This is a genomic window from Pontibacter roseus DSM 17521, from assembly GCF_000373265.1.
Lineage (GTDB): Bacteria > Bacteroidota > Bacteroidia > Cytophagales > Hymenobacteraceae > Pontibacter > Pontibacter roseus.
In genome coordinates, this window is the sequence record NZ_KB890767.1 from 217,394 (window position 1) to 237,873 (window position 20,480).

The window sequence follows — 20,480 nt, forward strand, 5'->3', positions numbered from 1 at the left end:
ACGAACGGGACATATACTAAGGCCAAAATATCTTACTGGCCTTACTTGCTGCTATTAAAAATAGAATTTATAAAAGAACCGAACCTAGCATTAACTAACTCGATTTAACATATGCAAAAACGTGTACTATCACTGGCACTGCTGTTGGCTCTTGGAGGAACAGCAGTAGCCCAGAAAAAAGGAAAACAGCCGGGTGCTACACCTGCCACCCAAAGGCTACAAGCTTTTGAGAAGAGACAGCAGTTGACGCAGGAGTCACTTGTAAACAACGTGAAATTCCGAAATGCAGGACCAACCGTTATGAGTGGCCGCATATCGGATATTGAAGGCCACCCGGAAGACCCTACTACCTTTTACGCGGCCTATGCCTCCGGCGGTCTCTGGAAAACGACCAACAATGGCATCACGTTTGAGCCGATTTTCGACAGTGAAGCGGTGATGACCATCGGCGACATAGCCGTGGACTGGAACAACAAAGAGACCATCTGGATAGGCACTGGCGAGAGCAACTCCTCCCGCTCTTCCTACTCCGGTGTAGGCGTCTACAAGAGCAGCGACGGCGGCAAGACCTGGCAGCACATGGGCCTCGACGATACACACCACATCGGTAAGATTATCCTGCACCCGACTGACCCGAACACCGTGTGGGTAGCGGCACTCGGCCACCTCTACTCCCCGAACAAAGACCGTGGGGTATACAAGACGACTGACGGCGGCAAGACCTGGAAAAAGACGCTCTATATAGATGACAACACTGGTGCCATTGATTTGCAGGTGGACCCCAAGAACCCCAACAACGTGTACGCGGCCATGTGGCACCGTGAGCGCCGCGCCTGGGATTTCGTGGAAAGTGGCAAGACTTCCGGTGTCTATAAGTCGACGGACGGGGGCAACACCTGGGCAGACATCAGCACGGCAGCACATGGCTTTCCTGACACAGAGGGTGTGGGACGTATAGGCTTGAGCATCTTCCCGGGCAACCCGAATATCATGTATGCTCTGGTAGATAATTTTGACCCACGCGCACAAGAGAACAAGGCGCAAAACAAAGCCGCACTCACTGCAGATTCGTTCTCGGCCATGTCAGCAGAGGCGTTTCTGAATCTGAAGGATGAAGAAATAAACCAGTTCCTGGATGAGAATCAGTTTCCGAGAGATTACAGTGCCAAGGGCATCAAGGAAATGGTCAAGAGTGGTAAAGTAAAACCTGCTGCGATTAATCAGTACCTCGTAGACCCAACCAATGACCCCCTACCCGATGTGATTGGGGCTGAAGTGTATCGTACCGACGATGGAGGCAAGAGTTGGAAAAAGACCCACAGCGGATACATTGATGGGCTTTATTCGACAATTGGCTACTATTTGGGTGTAGTCCGGGTGTCGCCTACCAACCCAGATAAAATCTATACCCTGGGAGTCCCGCTTTTCACTTCTGATGATGGCGGGAAAACCTTTAAGACCATTGGAGGTCCTAACGTGCACTCTGACCACCAGGCTCTCTGGATAAACCCAAAAAAACCTGAGCACCTGATAGAAGGAAATGATGGCGGCCTCAACATCTCGTATGATGCCGGAGAGAACTGGTTGAAAGTCAATGTGCCTTCTGTTGCACAGTTCTATGCCATTGAAGTAGACATGGCCAAACCATACAACGTGTATGGCGGCTTGCAGGACAACGGCACCTGGTATGGCCCGAACAATTATACCCAATCCAACGCCTGGACAGCCAACGGCTTCTATCCGTACCAACGTCTGGGCGGAGGCGATGGCATGATGGTACAGGTAGATTGGCGTGACAACAACACAGTATACGTGGGGTCACAGTTCGGTAACTACTCCCGGGTGAACAAGCAGACTGGGGAGCGTACATCCATCAAGCCAACCCATAAGCTAGGAGAAACTCCCTTGCGCTTCAATTGGGAGTCTCCCATCCACCTGAGCCGCCACAACCAGGACATCCTGTACTTTGGCTCCAACAAACTGCACCGCTCCTTCAAGAAAGGAGATGACATGGAAGCCTTATCCGGTGACCTGACAAACGGCGGCAAAAAGGGAAATGTGAGCTATGGCACCCTAACCTGCATCAATGAATCGCCTTTACGTTTTGGTCTGCTCTATACTGGCTCCGATGACGGTGTGATTCATGTGTCTAAAGATGGCGGGTACAATTGGGAGCGTATTTCTGATAAACTGCCACAGAACCTGTGGGTGTCTACGCTGGTTGCCTCCCATCATAAAGAGGGGCGGGTGTATACCTCCTTGAATGGCTATCGCTGGGATGATTTCACGCCATACCTATACGCATCGGAAGACAACGGCAAAAAGTGGGAGCGGCTGGGGAATGGCTTGCCACAGGAGGCAATCAATGTGGTGAAAGAAGACCCGAGGAACCCCGACCTGTTATATGTAGGCACAGACCACAGCGTGTACATCTCTCTGGATAGAGGCAAAAACTTTATGCGAATGTCCACTGAGATGCCGGCAGTAGCAGTCCATGATTTGATGGTGCACCCCCGTGAAAACGAGTTAGTTGTCGGCACGCATGGCCGTGGGATATACATTGCCAATGTGGCGCATCTGCAACAGCTGACACCAGCGCTTATGGCTGAGAAACTGCGCCTGTTCACCTTAGACCAAATACAGTACAACCCTGCCTGGGGGCAACAGCGCAACTCATGGCGAGGAGGCTCTAAGCCAGAACTGGTCATTCCTTTCTATACCTCAGACGCAGGCAAAACGTCCATCCTGGTCAAGACCGAGAAGGGGGAGGTAGTGAAAGAACTGCAGGACCAAAGCGAACGCGGGCTAAACTACGTGACTTACAACCTCTCTGTAGATGAAGCCAAGATGAAAGCCTATGAAGCGGAAATTAACGCATCAAAAAAAGGCGAAGTAAGCGCCGTGAAACTGACACCATCAGAGGATAAGGTGGTATACCTGCAGCCCGGCAAGTACAAGGTGGAGCTCAAAACCGCAGGCGGTGCCACTCAAGTGCAGGAGTTCACGATAAAAGCCCCACCAAGCAGAACAAGAGGTTAACATTCAGGTATTAGTCTAATCTCTGAACAGCACTGAAAAGAGTATAGCAACATGTGATTGGGAGACGTAGTCTGTCGCCAAAAACAAAAAGGCCCTGCAAGTATAACTTGCAGGGCCTTTTGCTTAGGGTTGTGGAGATGCAGGGATTCGAACCCTGGTCCAGACAAGGAAATCGACGGGCTTTCTACATGCTTAGACTTATTCAGATTGTCGGGAGCTTGCAAGTATAAGTCAAACTTATGCGCACTCCTTAGATGCTTTGTTTCGCCTGTGCACCGCACCCTTACACAGACTAGTCAATCGAGTCGAAGCCTCTGATGTGCAAGCAGATTCACGAAACCTGCACGAGACTATGGCTAGTGCTTAATACCTAGATTAAGCAGCCATGGCGTAGTTATATTCGCCAGTTATTGTTTGAACGGATTTTTAACAGGTGGTACGCTCATCACCCGACATGCTTACACGCAATCTGCACAAGCTGTCAATTCCAGTCATCCCCATAAGTTAAAGAACGGATTCTTGATGTCTCTACTTCAAGAAGCATGCCACAAACATACGCAATTTCCGGCAGTATGATGCGCCTTTGTCAATTAATAAACACAGGCAGACTGCTTAAAAGTTTCCGGCTGATTTTAATCCTTGCCCGCTGCAGTTAGGCTATACCTAAAAACCGCTCCTCCCAAGGTATGCTGCATACCTTGGGAGGAGCGGTGTGTTCTATTAAAATTACGCTTGCCTGATAGTCCAACTACTTCTGGGCCGTGGCAGGTTTGGTTTCAAGCAGGGGCGCCTGGTAGAAGTCCACTAAAGAGTTGGTGTACTTCAGGTAATCCATGGGCTTGTCGCGCTGGAAAACCGTCGGGATTTTGGCGCCAACCGGCACCAGCATCAGCGATTTCTTCGAATCTATGGTTTCGCGCTTCAAGGCTATACCTTCGCGGTTGTCAAACTTCACGTCAAAGTAGTACAGGTAGGGGTAAACGAAGTTGATGTACTGTGCCTTGCTTGTACCGGAGAGGCTTCTGATTTCGAGCGCGTCGTAGTTGTTGGCGATAGCCTGCTGAAACTCCACTGCGTTGAGCGGCACGTTGTTGAGCACGGGCATCACGTCAAACTGTCCGTCCAGCAGCACCCACTTCTGCAGGTCTGGCAGGTATACCTCCAGCAGCACGTGTCCTGCGCCAAACTCGGTGGTCTCGACTTCTTTTGTTTTCAGGCCCAAGGTGCGGGCGGCAAGGCCAAGGGAATTCAGCGCGGCTGCCGTCACGATGCCATACTCCACGCAGCGGAACTGTTTGCCTTCCTTCACTTCGGCCAATATGGTGAGTGCGTCGTTGCGGGTCGGCTCGTTCATTCCGTTGTGTTTCCACTGCTTGTGCACCCAGTTGACCATGCGCAAGGCCTTCTCGGTATCGTTAGTGGCACCGGCTATTACCTCGTCTAAATTGTATTGTTCGCGCAGCGTGTTTAGGTAGCTGTTGCCGTTGTTCTGCTCATACAGGAAGGTATAGGCGGGCACCTCGTTCTTTTCGTTGAACTTCAACGCATCAAAGCCCATGCCCTGCAGTTCGGTCAAGGCGTACTGGTTGTTGAGGCGCACATAGAACGGGTACGATTTGCCGGCCTTCACGGTGAAGCTGATGGAGTCGCGGTCAGTGAAGAACGTGATGTTGGCCCTCTTGCCGTGCACAGGCACTTTGAGCACATCCGGGGCAATCTCCGGCATGATGTTCCAGTTGCCTTTCGTCCAGTCTTTGCCAACCCGGTAATCGGCGGTGGCGGCGTTCGCCTCGATGACGGGCAAGCCTTTGTACTTTTGCTGACCCAGTACTGGCATGGCCAATGCGAACAGTACGAACAGGATGTTGAATGATTTTTTCATAATTTTTTTTGGTTGTACTTAAGGTTTAATAATGGTTTTCAGTTCGATGGATGCTGGTGCAATTCCTAGCACTTAGACCTGTTAGCTGTTTCTGCTCCAGGGTAGCTGAAGAGGTATAAGAGATTTAGATGCCAAAAACTCAAAACCCTGATTTTAAGCAGCTTGGCCACATCCCTTCGCTATACCTGTCCGGTTACGTGCACACCAACCTGTACCATGTGTCCGCTTTCGTGACACTCGGTATTTCAGGTATAGGCGCGGCAGAAAATACCTCATAATCAGCCTTCGATAATCTTTTTTCCATGGGCATCAGCCAAGGAGATACCGCATGAAAAAGCAGCAGCCTTGCAAGCGGTCCGCTCACAAGGCTGCTATACCTTACTCTTCTACTTCTTATCCTGAGTCTATCAGGAGGAAGGTCACTCTGTTCGCAATGAGTTCACGGGGTCAGCCATGGCTGTTTTCACGGCATGGAAGCTCAGGGTGAACATGGCGATGACCAGCGTTACTAGGAACGCAGACCCGAATATCCACCAGCTGAGGTCTGTGCGGTAGGCGTAGTCGTTGAGCCAGTTGCTCATCAGGTACCAGCTGAGCGGCAGGCCAATCAGGTTGGCAATCAGCACCAGTTTCAGGAAGTCTTTCGAAAGCATGAACACAATGCCTGACACCGATGCCCCCAGCACCTTCCGGACCCCAATCTCTTTCTTTCGCTGCTCCGCCGTGAACAGGGCCAGCCCGAACAGCCCCAGGCAGGAGATGAAAATGGCTATACCTGCGAAGTAGTTACTCAGCTCTCCTATCACGCTCTCGCTTTTGTACATCCGCTCAAAGTCGGCGTCCAGGAAATGGTAGTCGAAGGGGAAGGCAGGATTGTGCTTCTGCAACACGTTTTCCATGGAGGCAAGCCCCTCGGTGGTTTTACCAGGCTCAATGCGGGCCAGCAGGTAGCTGGTATAGGTGTTGGCAGGGTCCAGCCGGATGATGAGTGGCATGACGCTCATGTGCATCGAGCGGGACTGGAAGTTCTTTACGACACCAATGATACGACCGTCTGCCTCCCACATGTTCAGCCGCTGCCCCACCGGGTTCTTCAACTGCATCAACCGCACGGCCTCTTCGTTGAGGATGAAATTCGCTGTGTCGGTGCCGTAATCCTTGGAGAAGACCCTTCCCTCCTTCAGTTGCATTCCCATTGTCTCCAGCAGGTCGTAATCCGTGAGCAAGAAGTCAATCAGCACCTCCTTGCCCGGCTCCTTGCCCTCCCACTTCACGTCACCCGTGTTGGAGCTGATTTGGATAGGCGTTTGACTGGCTGCTGAGACGGAGGCTATACCTGGCATCCGCAGCAGCTCCTGCTTCACGGTGCTGTACCGCTCCTTCAGTTCCCCTTCCAGCGGCACATACACCACGTTCTCGCGCTGCATGCCAATGTCCTTGGTGCGGATGTAATGCAACTGCAGGTATACCACCAGTGTGCTCACAATGAGCAGCGCGGACAGCACGAATTGGAACACCACCAGCCCCTTGCGGAACAAAGCCACCCGGTTGTTCAGCCGCACCGTGCCCTTCAGCACAACCGCTGGGTCAAACGAAGACAGGAACAGGGCAGGGTAACTACCCGACACCAAACCCGTGAACAGGGCCACACCCAGCAATATCAGCCACACGCTGGGGTTGCTCAAATCCAGGGAGACAGCCTTTCCGGTCAGGTCGTTGAAAGCTGGCAGCAGGATGCCTGTCAGGTTCACAGCCAGGAACAGCGCCAGGAAAGCGATGAGGATGGACTCCACCATGAACTGCCGGATGAGTTCGGGTTTGCTGGCTCCCACTGCCTTTCTCACCCCCACCTCCTTGGCTCGCTTGGCCGAGCGCGCCGTGGCCAGGTTCATGAAGTTGATGCAGGCGATGACGAGTATGAACAAGGCCACTACGGAGAACAGGCGCACATACATAATCATACCGCTCTCGGTCTTTCCAGGCCTGAAATCGGAGTAAAGGTGCATGTCTTTCACGGCATGCACAAACAAGTCGGTGTCGCGTTCGCCTTTCCCATCCTGCTTCAGGAAGTACTTTATCTTTTTGTTGAAGCTAGGTATATCTGTGTTGGGGTGCACCTGCACATACGTCCGTACGCCATAGTTTCCCCAGGTGGTGAGCCATTCGTTGTTCGTCAGGAAATCCGCGAACGGGATGATGTAGTCGAACTGGAGCGAAGAGTTTTTGGGGACTTGCCGCATCACGCCCGTCACGGTATAGCTCTCGCTGTTGTTGAGCTTGAACACCTTGCCTACTGCCTCTGTCGTACCGAAGAACACGAGCGCCATGCTGTCGCTGATGACGACCGATTTGGGCTGCTGCAGTACCTGCGCGGCGTCGCCATGCAGCAGCGGGAAAGAGAAGGCCTGGAAGAACGTGGAATCCGCAAAAAAGCCCTTCCGCTTCAGCGCCTTGTCTCCGTGCGTGAACAGGTTATCCGAGTCCCAGGTCACCCGCACGGCGTGCTTCACCTCCGGCAGTTCGCGCTGCATGGCCGGCCCCAACAAACCCGGCCCGGCTGCGGTAATCAGGTCATCGGCACCGGGGTAATGCTGCTCCCCCATCACAATGTAGAGGTCCTCTATGTGCTTATGGAAGCGGTCATAGTTGAGTTCGTCCTGCACCCACAGCAGAATCAGGATGCTGCAAGTCATACCCAGCGCCAGGCCCGACACATTAATCAACGAGAAGCCCTTGTGGCGCATCAGGTTGCGGTAAGCCATTTTAAAATAGTTCTTCAGCATAGTTTCAGGCAATAACTGGTTAAATTCCTTCTGCAAAATCTCAATCAGCATGAGCTTGTGTAGGTTATCCTGAAAAACGACAAGAAATAAAAATGCCAGCTTTACAAATCCCTGTTTTACAGTTATTTACCATCATGTACCTACAAAATGTGTCCGGTTCCGATACACTGTCTGGCGGTACACGTGTGCGCTTTCGCAACATGCGCCAAACTGTGTATTAAAATTGATTTTGCTAAGGAAGAATTGTTGAATTCTGCTATCTTCGAATAAAAATCTAGCTTTGAATGTATGGCTGCTGCTAAACAGGGACGAATCTTGGTGGTCGACGATGAGACGGATGTGCTCTTCGCGATGAAGATGCTGCTCAAGACCGAGGTGAAGGAAGTGGTGACGGAGAAAAACCCCGATAACCTGATGGCGCTCCTCAGCAAGGAGCAGTTCGATGTCATCTTTTTAGACATGAACTTCAAGAGCGCCCTGCACACGGGCAACGAAGGCATCTACTGGCTCCGCCAGATACTGGAGAAGGACCGCAACGCGACTGTCATCCTCATCACGGCCTACGGCGATGTGGAACTGGCGGTGCGCTCCCTCAAGGAGGGCGCCTACGATTTCATTGTGAAGCCTTGGCACAACGACAAGCTCCTCGAGACCCTGCACCATGCCCTGGAGTCGAAGCAGCTCAAGCAGAAGGGGCAGCCAGCCAAAAACAAAGTCAGCGATGCCTCACCCATATTGGGTACATCCGATGCCATACGGGAGGTGTTGTACAAAATCGAAAAAATAGCGCCCACCGAGGCCAACGTCCTGATACTGGGCGAGAACGGCACCGGCAAAGAACTGGTGGCCCGTGCGCTGCACCAGAAGTCCTTCCGGGCGGGCAAGCCCTTTGTGAGCATAGACGTGGGTGCCTTGACCGATTCGCTGTTCGAGAGTGAGCTGTTCGGGTATAAGAAAGGCGCCTTCACCGATGCCAAAGAGGACCGCGCCGGCCGCTTTGAGGCCGCCAACGGAGGCACTTTGTTTTTGGATGAGATAGGCAACATCTCACTGCCCATGCAGGCCAAACTGCTCACGGTGCTGCAGAACCGACAGGTGACGCCGCTGGGCTCCAACCAACCCGTGCCGGTGGACATCCGTCTGGTCTCGGCCACCAACGTGCCCATTTACCAGCTGGCTTCTCAAAACCAGTTCCGCAAGGATTTGATATACCGCATCAACACGGTAGAAATTGTGCTACCGCCCCTGCGCGAGCGCGGCGATGACGTGGAGCTGCTGGCGCAGCACTTCGCGGCGCACTATGCCCCTAAAAACCACAAAGCTATACCTGAGTTCGCTCCTGCCACACTCAAAAAGCTGAAGCAGCATACCTGGCCGGGCAACGTGCGGGAATTGCAACATGCCGTGGAGCGCGCCATCATCATGGCCGAGGGCAACGTGCTGCAGCCACAGGATTTCAGCTTTTCAGGTATGGAACTGGACGCGCCGTGGCCTGCGGCGGTACCTGTTTTCGACCAGCAGCTGCCCCTCAGCGAGATTGAGCGCGAGACCATCCGCCGCGTGATTGAGAAGAACAAAGGCAACATATCCAAGTCCGCTAAAGAGCTGGGCCTCACCCGCACCGCCCTATACCGCCGCCTGAACAAGCATGACATTTAAGCGCCTCGAGTTTGGCCTCCTGGTTCGCGTCCTGCTGCTGCTGGGCGTGATGTTCCTGACCGTGCAGTACCTGGTGCAGTTCACCTGGCTGCAGGTGTCGTCTGGCATCCTGGTGCTGCTGGCGCAGGTATGGGAGCTGGCCAGTTACCTGACGCGCAGTAACTATGAGATGGCCAAGTTCCTACAGGCCGTGCGGCAGCGCGACTTCACGCAGCAGTTCAACGAGAACCCCTCCAATCACTCGCTGGGTCCGCTGCACCAGGCGTTCAACCAAATCAGCCAGACCTTCAAGCAACTCGAGATAGAGAAAGAGGCGCAGTTCCAGTACATGCAAACCATCCTGCAGTTGATTGACACGGGCATCATGGCCTATGACGAGGAGGGCGAGGTGGAATGGGTGAACGATGCCTTCAAGCGCATACTTGGTATACCCTACCTCAAGAGTCTGAACGGACTGGAAAGACGCCACCCGCAGTTGCTGGAAGCCATACTGGAGTTGCAGCCCCACGAGAACAGGCTCCTGAAGCTGAAGCTGCCGCAGGGCACGGCGCAGCTGCTCCTTTCGGCCACGGCATTCAGCATGCAGCAGCACAACCTGACACTGGTGGCCATCAAGAACGTGAGCTCGGCCGTGGACGAGACCGAGACAGAGGCCTGGCAGAAGCTGCTGCGCGTGATGACGCACGAAATCATGAACTCCGTGGCGCCTATCGCCTCCCTGGCTGACTCGCTGGGCAAGCACCTGCAGGCTGAGCGCGAGGAACAGGAGGGGCAGGGGCAGCTGCCGCCCAACCACGAACTGCTTCAGGACACCGAGGAGGGTATAGCCATCATCAAGAAACGAAGCGAAGGATTGTTGCGCTTTGCCCACTTCTACCGCAACCTCAACAAGTCGCAGAACATCCTGCTCACCACGGTCTATGTGCAGGAGCTTTTCAGCAGCATTGAAACCTTCATGCACCCACGTTTGAAGGAGCAGGGCGTGGCCATCAGTTGCCAGGTGTCGCCGCAGGAGCTGACCTTGAATGGCGACGTGAACCTGCTGGAGCAGGTGCTGATAAACCTGATTCTGAACGCGGTGCGCGCGGTGAAAGACAGACCGGAACCCCACGTCTGGCTGAGTGCCGGCCGGCAGGAAAACGGAAAGGTGGTGATAGAGGTGCGCGACAACGGCACAGGTATACCCGAAGCCTTGATGGAAAGCATTTTCATTCCCTTCTTCACCTCCCACAAAGACGGCTCCGGTATCGGCCTCAGCCTGGCCAAGCACATCATGCTGCTGCACAAAGGCACCATACAGGTGGAGTCGCAGGAAGGCGTGGGCAGTGTGTTCCGGCTGGTCTTTTAGACACGGCGAGCAGGTATAGCTGCAGCAAGTACTCCATGCTGCTTCGTAATGATTAAATACGACCTCCTGGAGTTGGTAAAAGTTGAATATAACACCTACAAATCAACCCTAATCTGCTGCTTCCGTTCATAGTCGGACAAGGGTAAAATACAGTGCTTCATTCATTTACATCCTTATTGACTGATGAACTCTCCAGGATTACAGCGGAGCGTGGCTGACATTCTTGCCATTGCCGATGTCAAAATCAACGGGCCAGACCAGTGGGACCTGCAGGTGCACGACAACCGGTTCTTCAGGCGCGTGCTCAGCCAGGGTACACTCGGCTTAGGTGAGTCGTACATGGACGGCTGGTGGGATTGCGAGCGTATAGACGAATTCGCTTTCCGGGTGCTGCGCGCCGACCTGTACAAGCGCGCTCGGTTGGGCTGGAAATCGTGGCTGGAGATGCTGCTGGCCAAACTGGTGAACCTGCAGCCCAAGGGCAAGGCCGCTCGCAACGCGCAACGCCACTACGACATCGGCAACAAGCTATACCTGCGCATGCTGGACAAGCGCCTGACCTACAGCTGCGGCTACTGGAAGAACGCCGACACCCTGGACCAGGCGCAGGAAAACAAACTCGACCTCATCTGCCGTAAACTCCGGCTGCAGCCAGGCCAGCGGGTACTCGACATAGGGTGTGGCTGGGGAAGTTTTGCAGGTTTCGCCGCCGAGAGGTATGGCGTAGAGGTGGTGGGCGTGACCGTGTCGCGGGAGCAGGCGGAACTGGGGCGGGAGCTCTGCAAAGGGCTGCCGGTCGAGATACGGCTGCAGGACTACCGCGATGTGCGGGAGCAGTTCGACCATGTGGTATCGGTGGGTATGGTGGAGCATGTGGGCTACCGCAACCACCGCACTTTTATGCAGACGGCCGCCCGCTGCCTCAAAGACGATGGCCTTTTTCTGCTGCACACCATCGGGGTAAACTACTCCAGAACCTCCGCCGACCCCTTCACCGACACCTACATTTTCCCCAACTGCCTCATCCCCTCGCTTAAACAACTGACCCAAGCCATGGAGAAAATCTTTGTGGTGGAAGATATACACAACTTCGGCCCGCACTACGACTATACCCTCATGGCCTGGTTCGATAACTTCAACCAGAGCTGGGACGAACTGCATGGAGAATATGGCGAGCGCTTCTACCGCATGTGGAAATATTACTTGCTCTCCAGCGCCGGCTCGTTTAGGGCACGCAACAACCAGCTCTGGCAGCTCGTGCTTTCCAAGAAAGGTATACTGGGCGGCTACGAAACGGTGCGGTAATCCCGGCTATACCTACCTGAGCGAAAATAAGAAAGCCTGGCCGCAGCGGTGTTGGCTGCGGCCAGGCTTCTATACCTGGTTCCTGTCAGGAGCCGGTTACTTCATCAGCAGCATGGTTCCCGAGCGGGTGCTGCCGCCATTCACAATCCGGTAGATGTATATTCCATTCTCACGACCCGCCGCTTTGAAGCTGTGGTTGTAGGTCTCGCCTTTTTCAACCTCGCCCTCAAACAGTGTTTCCACCTCGCGTCCTGTGATGTCATACACCTTGAGTTGGGTAAAACCTGACTCTTTGGCTTTGAAGCTAATGGTGGTGCTTTCTGAGAATGGGTTCGGATAGCTGATGAACAGCTCCTTCTCAGCCATCGTCTCCGATTCGGCAAGAACCGGGTTAGCCACAGTCGCAGTCAGGTCTCCCGGTAAATCGTAGGCTTCCGTCTGGTCGAATCTGTAGTAGCTCAGGCCCTGGTCAGCGCTGTAGCCCAGGCCTCTTCTGGCGAAGGCCCTCCAAATGAGCTCTTTGTTGGCTCCTCCGTAGTTCAGCTCGTCAGCCAGCAGTATGGCATCCCGTCCGTCCACGAAACCTGGCATACACGGCTGCATCTTCAAACCGTCAATCACCAGTTGCATGGCGATGTTGTTACCGCCCTTCCCGTTGTAGAGGTCGTCGTCAAAGCCGTACACATCAATCAGGTCCCAGGTCATCTCCCAGAGGATGGAAGCCCATACGAAACCAACGCCGTGCGGTGCTGCGAGGCTCGGGTTGTTGGTGGCGTCGTAGGTATAGCTGTTCACACTGAAGTTGGTGGTGTAAGGAGCCGGTCTGATGCCGCGTCCCTCAACTCCCTCACCGCCTGCATACGTACCTATACCTCTGATTTTCTCACGGGTATCGCCTTTCTTCATGGTCATCATCAGGCCGAACCAGTCGCTCCAGCCCTCTCCCATCTGTTCAGTCGATAAAATCTGACCAGTTGTTGTTCTCACTTGTGATGGCAGACAAGAGGTGGTGTTCGGGCCACCAGTCAAACGGTTGGAGATGCCATGACCATACTCATGCACAATGATGCCGTTGTCGAAGTCGCCGTCAAACTCTGGTCCGGAGCCGTCGTCTTTCAGGCTAACTGTCACTACCTGGCCTGCAGCCATGGCTGTTCTGATGGCCGCACCGGCCACATCTGTTATCATGAGCGAAGAAATATCAATCAGATTCGGGTCTGTGGCTCCAACACCCATGGAGGTAGGTGTGCCAGGCGCATTGTTCACCACAACCACTGCAACAGCGCCTGCATTCTGCGCATTCAGCACTTTCACGCCGAACTCACAGCTGCCTCTGTATACCATGGCAATGTTGCCGGCAATCGCAGCCGCATTCGCGATAGGATTACAGCCGTCAAGCCCCTCGGCTAGCACCAGTTTGCCTGTGATTGGCATGGAGTTGAGCCTTGGTCCGAACGCAGCCTGTACTGCCAGCGAGCTGCCTGCAATAGAAGCAGGCGAAACAATCTGGAACATATCCTGGTCAGGTATACCGCTCCAGAGGTACATCTGCATTCTGGGGCGTTTGCCATCGACAGGTGTGGCAAAGTTGGCGTTGTTCCGGATGGTGGAGATGTTCCTGCCATCCTGCGCCTCGGCCATCACATAGTCATTGTCTAGTCCTCCTTTGCCAAAGTTGGCGGCCTGGAAGTTGCCGCTTTCTTCATCAAACCCATACTTGTACCATACGTCGTGGATGATGTTGTTCCAGTAGAACAGGTTGGTGATGGCGGCGTCGCGGTAGGCAGCGGGACCAGTTGTGAAATCGAACCCGTATTTGAATACCCGCTGCGTGCCGCCGTCCGGGCTATACCCGTATACCACATCGGCACCGTCGTCTGCGTTGCTGGCAATAAAACCTGTGTTATCCGGGTCTTCATACGAATACACGTTGTTGCCTCTGGTGATGGTATAGCTGGCTTTGTCAGTGGTGTGCCAACCGGAAGGCGATGCCACCACGTCTACTGCCGCTGCTGCGTTCACAGGCTTGCGGCTGCCGTGGTTGGGGCTCTCTACCGGCATCGGGTATACCTCGTACAGGCCGGGAGTTTTGCCATTGTTCATAGGACCGGCCACCGGTGCGTAAGGCGTCATATCGAGCGCCTCTTCCAGTTGTGTGGTGGCCGTGTGGCTGTGCGTTTCGTGCAGGAACTTGCCGCCGGCGCCGTCATTCTCGAACAGGCAATGCACCACCATGTTGTCTTTGTCTAATAACTCACCCGTGCTGGCGTCTACCCGAATGTTCCACCAGTTCTGTGCATCCAGCTCATAGATTGATACCTCCCAGGCCAGCTTCAGCGCATCGCCCATCGGCTGGTATACCAGTTTGGCAGGAATGGTCTCCAATGAGATGCCTCCCTTGGAAAACACCACCGCTTTGTTCCGGTCGTTGGTCTGCTCCAGAACAGTCAAAGGCTCGCTGATGGTGGCACCCAGGTGACGGGCTGCGGCCGCAACCGCCCCGGCAGCGTCCAGCACAGGCTGCTTGCTGTTCACTTTGGCTTCAATGCCTTCATGGAAGCGGTTTCCCATGGTCACCACCTGGTCACCTTTAACAGACATGTTGGTGATGGCTCCATGGATTTCGATTCCCTCGAACTGCTGCTTGATGTAGTAGTGCTTCAGGCCGGTCTTCTTGCTGTCGGACTCGCTGCTCAGCTCCAGGTCCGCGATGTCTTTGTCCTTGACCTTCAGCTTCTGCTTGTTCTTGTTGATGTGGTCGAGCGCTACCTGCGGAAGCTGCTTCCTTTTGTCGTTGCTCCTTCCCTGCCCGTAGGTCAGGGTGGTTCCCAGCAGCAAAATCACGACGAATGCCAACTGGACCAGTAAGCGTAGATTTTTTTCCATAAAGTGATTTGTTAAAGTTTAAGTTAGACTCTGTAGGTATCAGATTATGGAGTACGCAACGATATAGGTATAGTTATATTCAACTGCCTTTAAAATAAAACATTTTTTATCTTAATATTTACTTCTTATATTACACAACTAGCTGATACATTTATATATAAGTATTAATAAATATAAATGTAATCAAGTCAGCCAAATACCCATTCCAGAAGACTATACAGCCATATTCCTACTATAGCAGCAGGCTATACTATCCTACAGGTTCATGTAAACTTCTATTGCAAGGCTCGCTTCCTTGACACCAGCCCTACCTATACTTCCGAAATCATCGGAAGAGCCGCCTTGAAATACTCGGTGCCAATCCTGCGCCGCGTCCTACACCCTTTGTTATAGAGTGGATAACTGTCTGGAAAACTACTGGATAAAAACCACTCCCATCTCACCTTCGGATTCGTTATCTTTGTAGTGATGGAAAATTTCGTAGTATCAGCGCGTAAGTACCGGCCGGCCACGTTCGATAGCGTGGTGGGGCAGCACCATATCACCAACACCCTCAAAAACGCCATCAGCAGCCACCATCTGGCCCAGGCGTTCCTGTTCTGCGGTCCGCGTGGTGTGGGCAAAACGACCTGTGCCCGTATCCTGGCCAAGACCATTAACTGCCAGAACATCACCCCGGAAGTAGAGGCCTGCAACGAGTGCGAATCGTGCCGCAGCTTCAACTCCAACAGCTCCTTCAACATACACGAGCTCGATGCCGCCTCCAACAACTCCGTGGAGGACATCCGGAACCTGGTGGAGCAGGTGCGCTACGCCCCTCAGACCGGCAAATACAAAATCTACATCATAGATGAGGTGCACATGCTCTCGAACCAGGCCTTCAACGCGTTTCTGAAGACGCTGGAGGAGCCGCCTGCGTATGCCATCTTCATCCTGGCCACCACCGAGCGCCACAAAATTATCCCGACCATCCTGTCGCGCTGCCAGATATTCGACTTTAACCGCATCCGCATCGAGGACATGGTGCGCCACCTGGGCAGCATCGCCCAGAAGGAGAACATACAGGCCGAACCAGATGCCCTCCACCTGATTTCGCAGAAGGCCGATGGTGCCCTGCGCGACGCGCTGTCCATCTTCGACCAGATGGTGACTTTCTCGGGCCACAACGTGACTTACAGGGCCACCGTCGAGAACCTGCACATCCTGGACTACGATTATTATTTCCGCCTCACCGATTACCTGCTGCAGGAGAACCTGTCGGGCTCGCTGCTCCTCTTCGACGAGATATTGAAGAACGGCTTTGACGCGCATAACTTCCTGGTGGGTATAGGCGAGCATTTCCGCAGCTTGCTGGTATGTAAAGACGCTCAGACGGTGCAACTGCTGGAGGTGTCGGATAACGTCAAGGCCAGGTATGCGGAGCAGTCGGCCAAGTCGTCGGTGTCGTTCCTGCTTTCGGGCCTGAACCTGGTGAGCACCTGCGACATGCACTACAAGAGCAGCAAGAACCAGCGCCTGCACGTGGAGCTGTGCCTCATGAAGATGGCGCACCTCAACGCAGCCCTGAGTTTTGCCCAGCGCGTGGGAGAAAACGGAGCAGCCCCAAAAAAAGCTAAGGTAGCGGACCAGGCACCGGCCTCTACCAGTACTCCAGGTGCCACTATACCTTCTGCCGCTATGCAGCAACCGGCTGCTGGTGGTGTGCCTTCGGCAGCGATGCAAGGCGGTGGCGGTATACCTTCCGTAGGTTTGCAGCAACCACAGCAGCCGGGCACTGTGCCGTCGGAAGGACTGCAGCAGCCACCTAAACCACAGCACGTAACACCAGATGCCCACCTATCAGCCCCGGAGGCGCAGGCAGCCCCTGCCCCTGCCATGCAGCGGCCGTCTATACCTGTTCCTCCCCAGAAAAAGCTGGGCAAGTTGCCTAGCCTGAAGGACATCCAGAACCAGGCGGCCACTGTGGTGACGGACACGGCCGTGGCCGAGGAAGAGGAGGAGTCGCCGCATGGTAGTGTAGCGCCCGTTGATGCGGACCGGCTCAAAACGGTGTGGCACGCCATCCTGCGCCGCAAAAAGGCGGAGAACATGATGGAGTACACCCTCCTGAACCGCCAGTACCACATCGGCGAAGGGAATGATATTATTCTGCACCTGGAAAACCACGTGATGATGGACCAGTTCACCAGCCTGCGCCCGTCCCTGCTGGCCGAGCTGAAGAAAGAGACCGGCAACCGCAGCATCACGCTGAAAGCCGAGGTGATGGAGGTGCAGGAAGGCAATAAACTCTATACCTCACAGGACAAATTCAACTACCTGGCCGAGAAATACCCGGTGCTCGTCGATATGAAACAGCGATTAGGCCTGGACACTGACTTCTAAATCGGTAAAAAATATATATTTGTAAAGTTATAGTTAAAACGCATCTGTCACGTCGGCCGGCTTCTGTCCATTAGAAGCCGGCGACCTGGCAGCATGTTGTGTGTCTATACCTGTCTATACCTAAAAACTAGCCCATGAAAAAAGGATTATCCTTGTTTTTGGCTGCGTCAGCGCTCACGTTCACGCAGTGTAAAAACGAAATCACCCAGTCCCAGTCGGCCACCGACACGGCTGTGGCCTCTCCGGCCCAAAAGGAGTACAAATACGAAACCGCCGCCAACGACCCACTCAACGCCCGTGTCTATACCCTGGACAATGGCCTGAAGGTATACCTGACCGATTACGAGGACGCGCCACGCGTGCAGACCTACATCGCGGTGAAGGCTGGCAGCAAAAACGACCCGGCCGATGCTACTGGTCTGGCACACTACCTGGAGCACATGGTGTTCAAGGGCACGACCAAACTCGGTACGCAGAACTGGGAGAAGGAGAAAGCGGAGCTGGACAAGATTGAGGCGCTGTATGAAAAGCACCGCAACACCACCGACGCAGCCATGCGCAAGAAAATCTACCATCAAATCGACTCTATCTCGGGTGTAGCCGCTACCTATGCCGTAGCCAACGAGTACGACAAAATCCTGGGAGCCATCGGGGCCAAAGGAACCAACGCCTATACCTCCGTGGAGCAGACGGTGTATACCAACGACGTACCGAGCAACCAATTGGAGCGCTGGGTAGCCCTGGAGGCACACCGTTTTGGCGAGCTGGTACCCCGCCTGTTCCATACCGAATTGGAGGCCGTATACGAAGAAAAGAACCGCACCCTCGACAACGACGGCTGGAAAGTGATGGAGACGCTGAACGCGGCGATGTTCCCGACGCACCAGTATGGCACGCAGACCACCATCGGCACGGTGGAGCACCTCAAGAACCCCTCCATCACTGAAATCAAGAAGTACTTTGATGCCTATTACGTGCCGAACAACATGGCCATCGCGCTGAGCGGTGACATCGACTTCGACCAGACCATCCGCATGATTGATGCCCACTTTGGCAAGCTGCAGAAAAGGTCGGCCCCTGCCTTCCAGGTCGCGCAGGAGCAGCCCATCGCCAAGCCGATTGTGAAGGAAGTGACGGGTCCTAGCGCGGAGAACGTGTCCATCGCCTACCGTTTCCCGGGCATGAACTCGCGCGAGGCGCTCGTGCTGAGCATGATCAGCAACATCCTCTACAACGGTCAGGCCGGCCTGATTGACCTGAACCTGAACCAGCAGCAGAAAGTACTGCAGGCGTACGGCTATGACAACCAGATGAAAGACTACTCGGTGTTCCGTTTGGGTGGCTCTCCGCGCCAAGGACAGAGCCTGGATGAGGTGAAGGACATGCTGTTGACGCAGGTGGAGCTGGTGAAGCAGGGCAAGTTTGAGGACTGGTTGATTCCTGCGATTGTGAACGACAACAAAATCAGCCTGATGCAGTCGTATGAGGATAACTCCAACCGTGCCGATGCCTTCGTGACCGCTTTCGTCTATGACATTCCGTGGTCACAGTATGTGAACCGCCCGGAGGAATTCGCCAAAATCACGAAGCAAGAGGTGGTGGATGTGGCCAACAAGTACCTGAACAACAACTACGTGCTGGTGTACAAGCGCAACGACAAGAACGCTGCCGCCCAGAAAGTAGAGAAGCCAACCATCACCCCAGTGCCGGTGAACCGCGATGCGCAGTCAGAGTACTACAAGAACTTCATGGCGGCCGATGTGCCGGCGCTCTCTCCGGTGTTCGTGGATTACAAAGCCGACATCAAAGAGGCGAAGCTGAAGAACAATATCCCGCTCCTCTACACCAAGAACAACGAGAACGGCCTGTTCCAGCTTTACTACATCCTGGACATGGGCACGAACAACGACCAGAAACTGGGTATGGCGGTGAACTACCTCAAGTTCCTGGGCAACGACAAGTATACCGCTGAGGAACTCAAGAAGGAGTTCTACAAGCTGGGTACCTCCTTCAATGTGTCCACTTCCGGCGACCAGGTATATGTCACGCTGTCTGGCTTGGATGAAAACTTCGTGAAGGCGCTGGCCCTGTTCGAGAACACGCTGCAGAACCCGAAGGCTGACCAAAAAGCACTGGACGACATGGTAGCCGGCATCCTGAAGGCCCGCAACGACGCCAAGCTGAACAAATCTGTTATCCTGAACCAGGCTCTGGTGAACTACGCCAAGTATGGCCCGAAGAACCCGTTCACCACGGTGCTTTCAGAGAAAGAACTGAAGGCTGTGAAGCCACAGGAACTGGTGGACCTCATCAAGAGCATCCCTACCTACGAGCACCGCGTGCTGTACTATGGCCCACGTGAAGCAGACAACTTGGTGGCCGCCCTGAACATCGGTCACATCGTGCCGGGCAGACTGAAGCCGGTTCCTGCCGAGAAGGTATACGCCGAGCTGGACATCAAGCAGCCGACGGTGTACTGGGTGGATTATAACATGGTGCAGGCCGAACTGATGTTCCTGACCAAAGCGGATGCCTTCAACAAAGCCATGGTGCCGACCATCCGCCTGTACAACCAGTACTTCGGTGCCGGTATGAGCTCGATTGTGTTCCAGGAACTGCGCGAGTCAAAGGCTTTGGCCTACTCCGCTTACTCCAGCTACAGCACGGCCAGCAAGAAGGACCGCTCCAACTACATCATGTCCTACATCGGTACGCAGTCAGACAAGCTGCCCGAGGCGATGGCAGGTATGCAGGAGCTCCTGAACAACATGCCGCTGGCCGATGAGAACTTCAATCTGGCGAAGGCCTCGCTGCGCAACAGCATCTCTTCGGAGCGCATCACCAAATCATCTATCCTGTTTGACTACGAGCGGGCCAAGCGCCTCGGCCTGGACTACGACATCCGCAAAGACGTGTACGAAAGCGCCAACAGCCTGACCTTTGACCAGCTGCAGGAGTTCCAGAAGAAGTTCGTGAAAGCCCAGCCACAGGCCATCTTGGTAATCGGCTCGAAAGACAGACTGAATTTCAAAGAACTGGAGAAGTACGGCAAAGTGAAGCAACTGACGTTGGAGCAAGTATTCGGGTACTAGACCTGATTGCTATACCTTGATAACAAAAGCGGCAGCCCCTTCAGGCTGCCGCTTTTGTTTTACAGTTTAACTTATACTTGCTAACTTAAGCATATAGCAACCTA

10 protein-coding genes and 1 other RNA gene are annotated in these 20,480 nt (G+C 54.1%); 7 read left to right on the plus strand and 4 right to left on the minus strand.

Translation table 11 applies throughout. The annotated features are described in order from the left end of the window. Nucleotides 1-111: 111 nt before the first annotated feature. Entirely contained in the window at nt 112-3,039 is a 2,928-nt protein-coding gene (locus B051_RS0117470; protein ID WP_018479516.1) for a WD40/YVTN/BNR-like repeat-containing protein, read from the plus strand. A gap of 129 nt (nt 3,040-3,168) precedes the next feature. Here B051_RS0117470 and ssrA read toward each other — a convergent pair. Then, nucleotides 3,169-3,538, minus strand: a transfer-messenger RNA (tmRNA) gene (gene ssrA / locus B051_RS22235). A gap of 249 nt (nt 3,539-3,787) precedes the next feature. After that, nucleotides 3,788-4,921 (minus strand): transglutaminase-like domain-containing protein, encoded by a 1,134-nt coding sequence (locus B051_RS0117475; RefSeq protein ID WP_018479517.1) that lies wholly within the window; start codon nt 4,919-4,921, stop codon nt 3,788-3,790. Nucleotides 4,922-5,049: 128 nt separating this feature from the next. Between B051_RS0117475 and B051_RS22530 the strand changes: the two genes are divergently transcribed. Then, a complete protein-coding gene (locus B051_RS22530) occupies nt 5,050-5,199 on the plus strand; it encodes a hypothetical protein (RefSeq protein WP_018479518.1) in 150 nt (49 codons plus the stop codon). 141 nt (nt 5,200-5,340) lie between these two features. Here the strand turns inward: B051_RS22530 and B051_RS0117485 are convergent, their stop codons facing one another. Beyond that, on the minus strand, nt 5,341-7,704 hold the full coding sequence (locus B051_RS0117485; RefSeq protein WP_026236491.1) for an ABC transporter permease: 2,364 nt from the start codon (nt 7,702-7,704) through the stop codon (nt 5,341-5,343). 288 nt (nt 7,705-7,992) lie between these two features. Between B051_RS0117485 and B051_RS0117490 the strand changes: the two genes are divergently transcribed. From B051_RS0117490 to cfa, 3 genes are all read left to right on the plus strand, one after another. Next, nucleotides 7,993-9,363 carry a sigma-54-dependent transcriptional regulator gene (locus B051_RS0117490; RefSeq protein ID WP_018479520.1) on the plus strand — a complete coding sequence of 457 codons (1,371 nt, stop codon included), beginning with the start codon at nt 7,993-7,995 and terminating at the stop codon, nt 9,361-9,363. Next, complete coding sequence (locus B051_RS0117495) at nt 9,353-10,711, plus strand: sensor histidine kinase (RefSeq protein WP_018479521.1); 1,359 nt, start codon at nt 9,353-9,355, stop codon at nt 10,709-10,711. Before B051_RS0117490 ends, B051_RS0117495 begins: the two co-directional genes overlap by 11 nt. A 210-nt stretch (nt 10,712-10,921) precedes the next feature. After that, nucleotides 10,922-12,016, plus strand: coding sequence for a cyclopropane fatty acyl phospholipid synthase (cfa, locus tag B051_RS0117500; protein ID WP_245539655.1), 1,095 nt, complete (start codon nt 10,922-10,924; stop codon nt 12,014-12,016). A 96-nt stretch (nt 12,017-12,112) separates the two neighbouring features. Here the strand turns inward: cfa and B051_RS0117505 are convergent, their stop codons facing one another. After that, nucleotides 12,113-14,902, minus strand: a complete 2,790-nt coding sequence (locus B051_RS0117505) for a T9SS-dependent M36 family metallopeptidase (protein ID WP_018479523.1) — start codon at nt 14,900-14,902, stop codon at nt 12,113-12,115. 468 nt (nt 14,903-15,370) lie between these two features. Between B051_RS0117505 and B051_RS0117510 the strand changes: the two genes are divergently transcribed. Both B051_RS0117510 and B051_RS0117515 read left to right on the plus strand, forming a co-directional pair. Then, entirely contained in the window at nt 15,371-17,284 is a 1,914-nt protein-coding gene (locus B051_RS0117510) for a DNA polymerase III subunit gamma/tau (protein WP_018479524.1), read from the plus strand. A 134-nt stretch (nt 17,285-17,418) separates the two neighbouring features. Continuing rightward, nucleotides 17,419-20,376 carry a M16 family metallopeptidase gene (locus B051_RS0117515; RefSeq protein WP_018479525.1) on the plus strand — a complete coding sequence of 986 codons (2,958 nt, stop codon included), beginning with the start codon at nt 17,419-17,421 and terminating at the stop codon, nt 20,374-20,376. Nucleotides 20,377-20,480 lie beyond the last annotated feature (104 nt).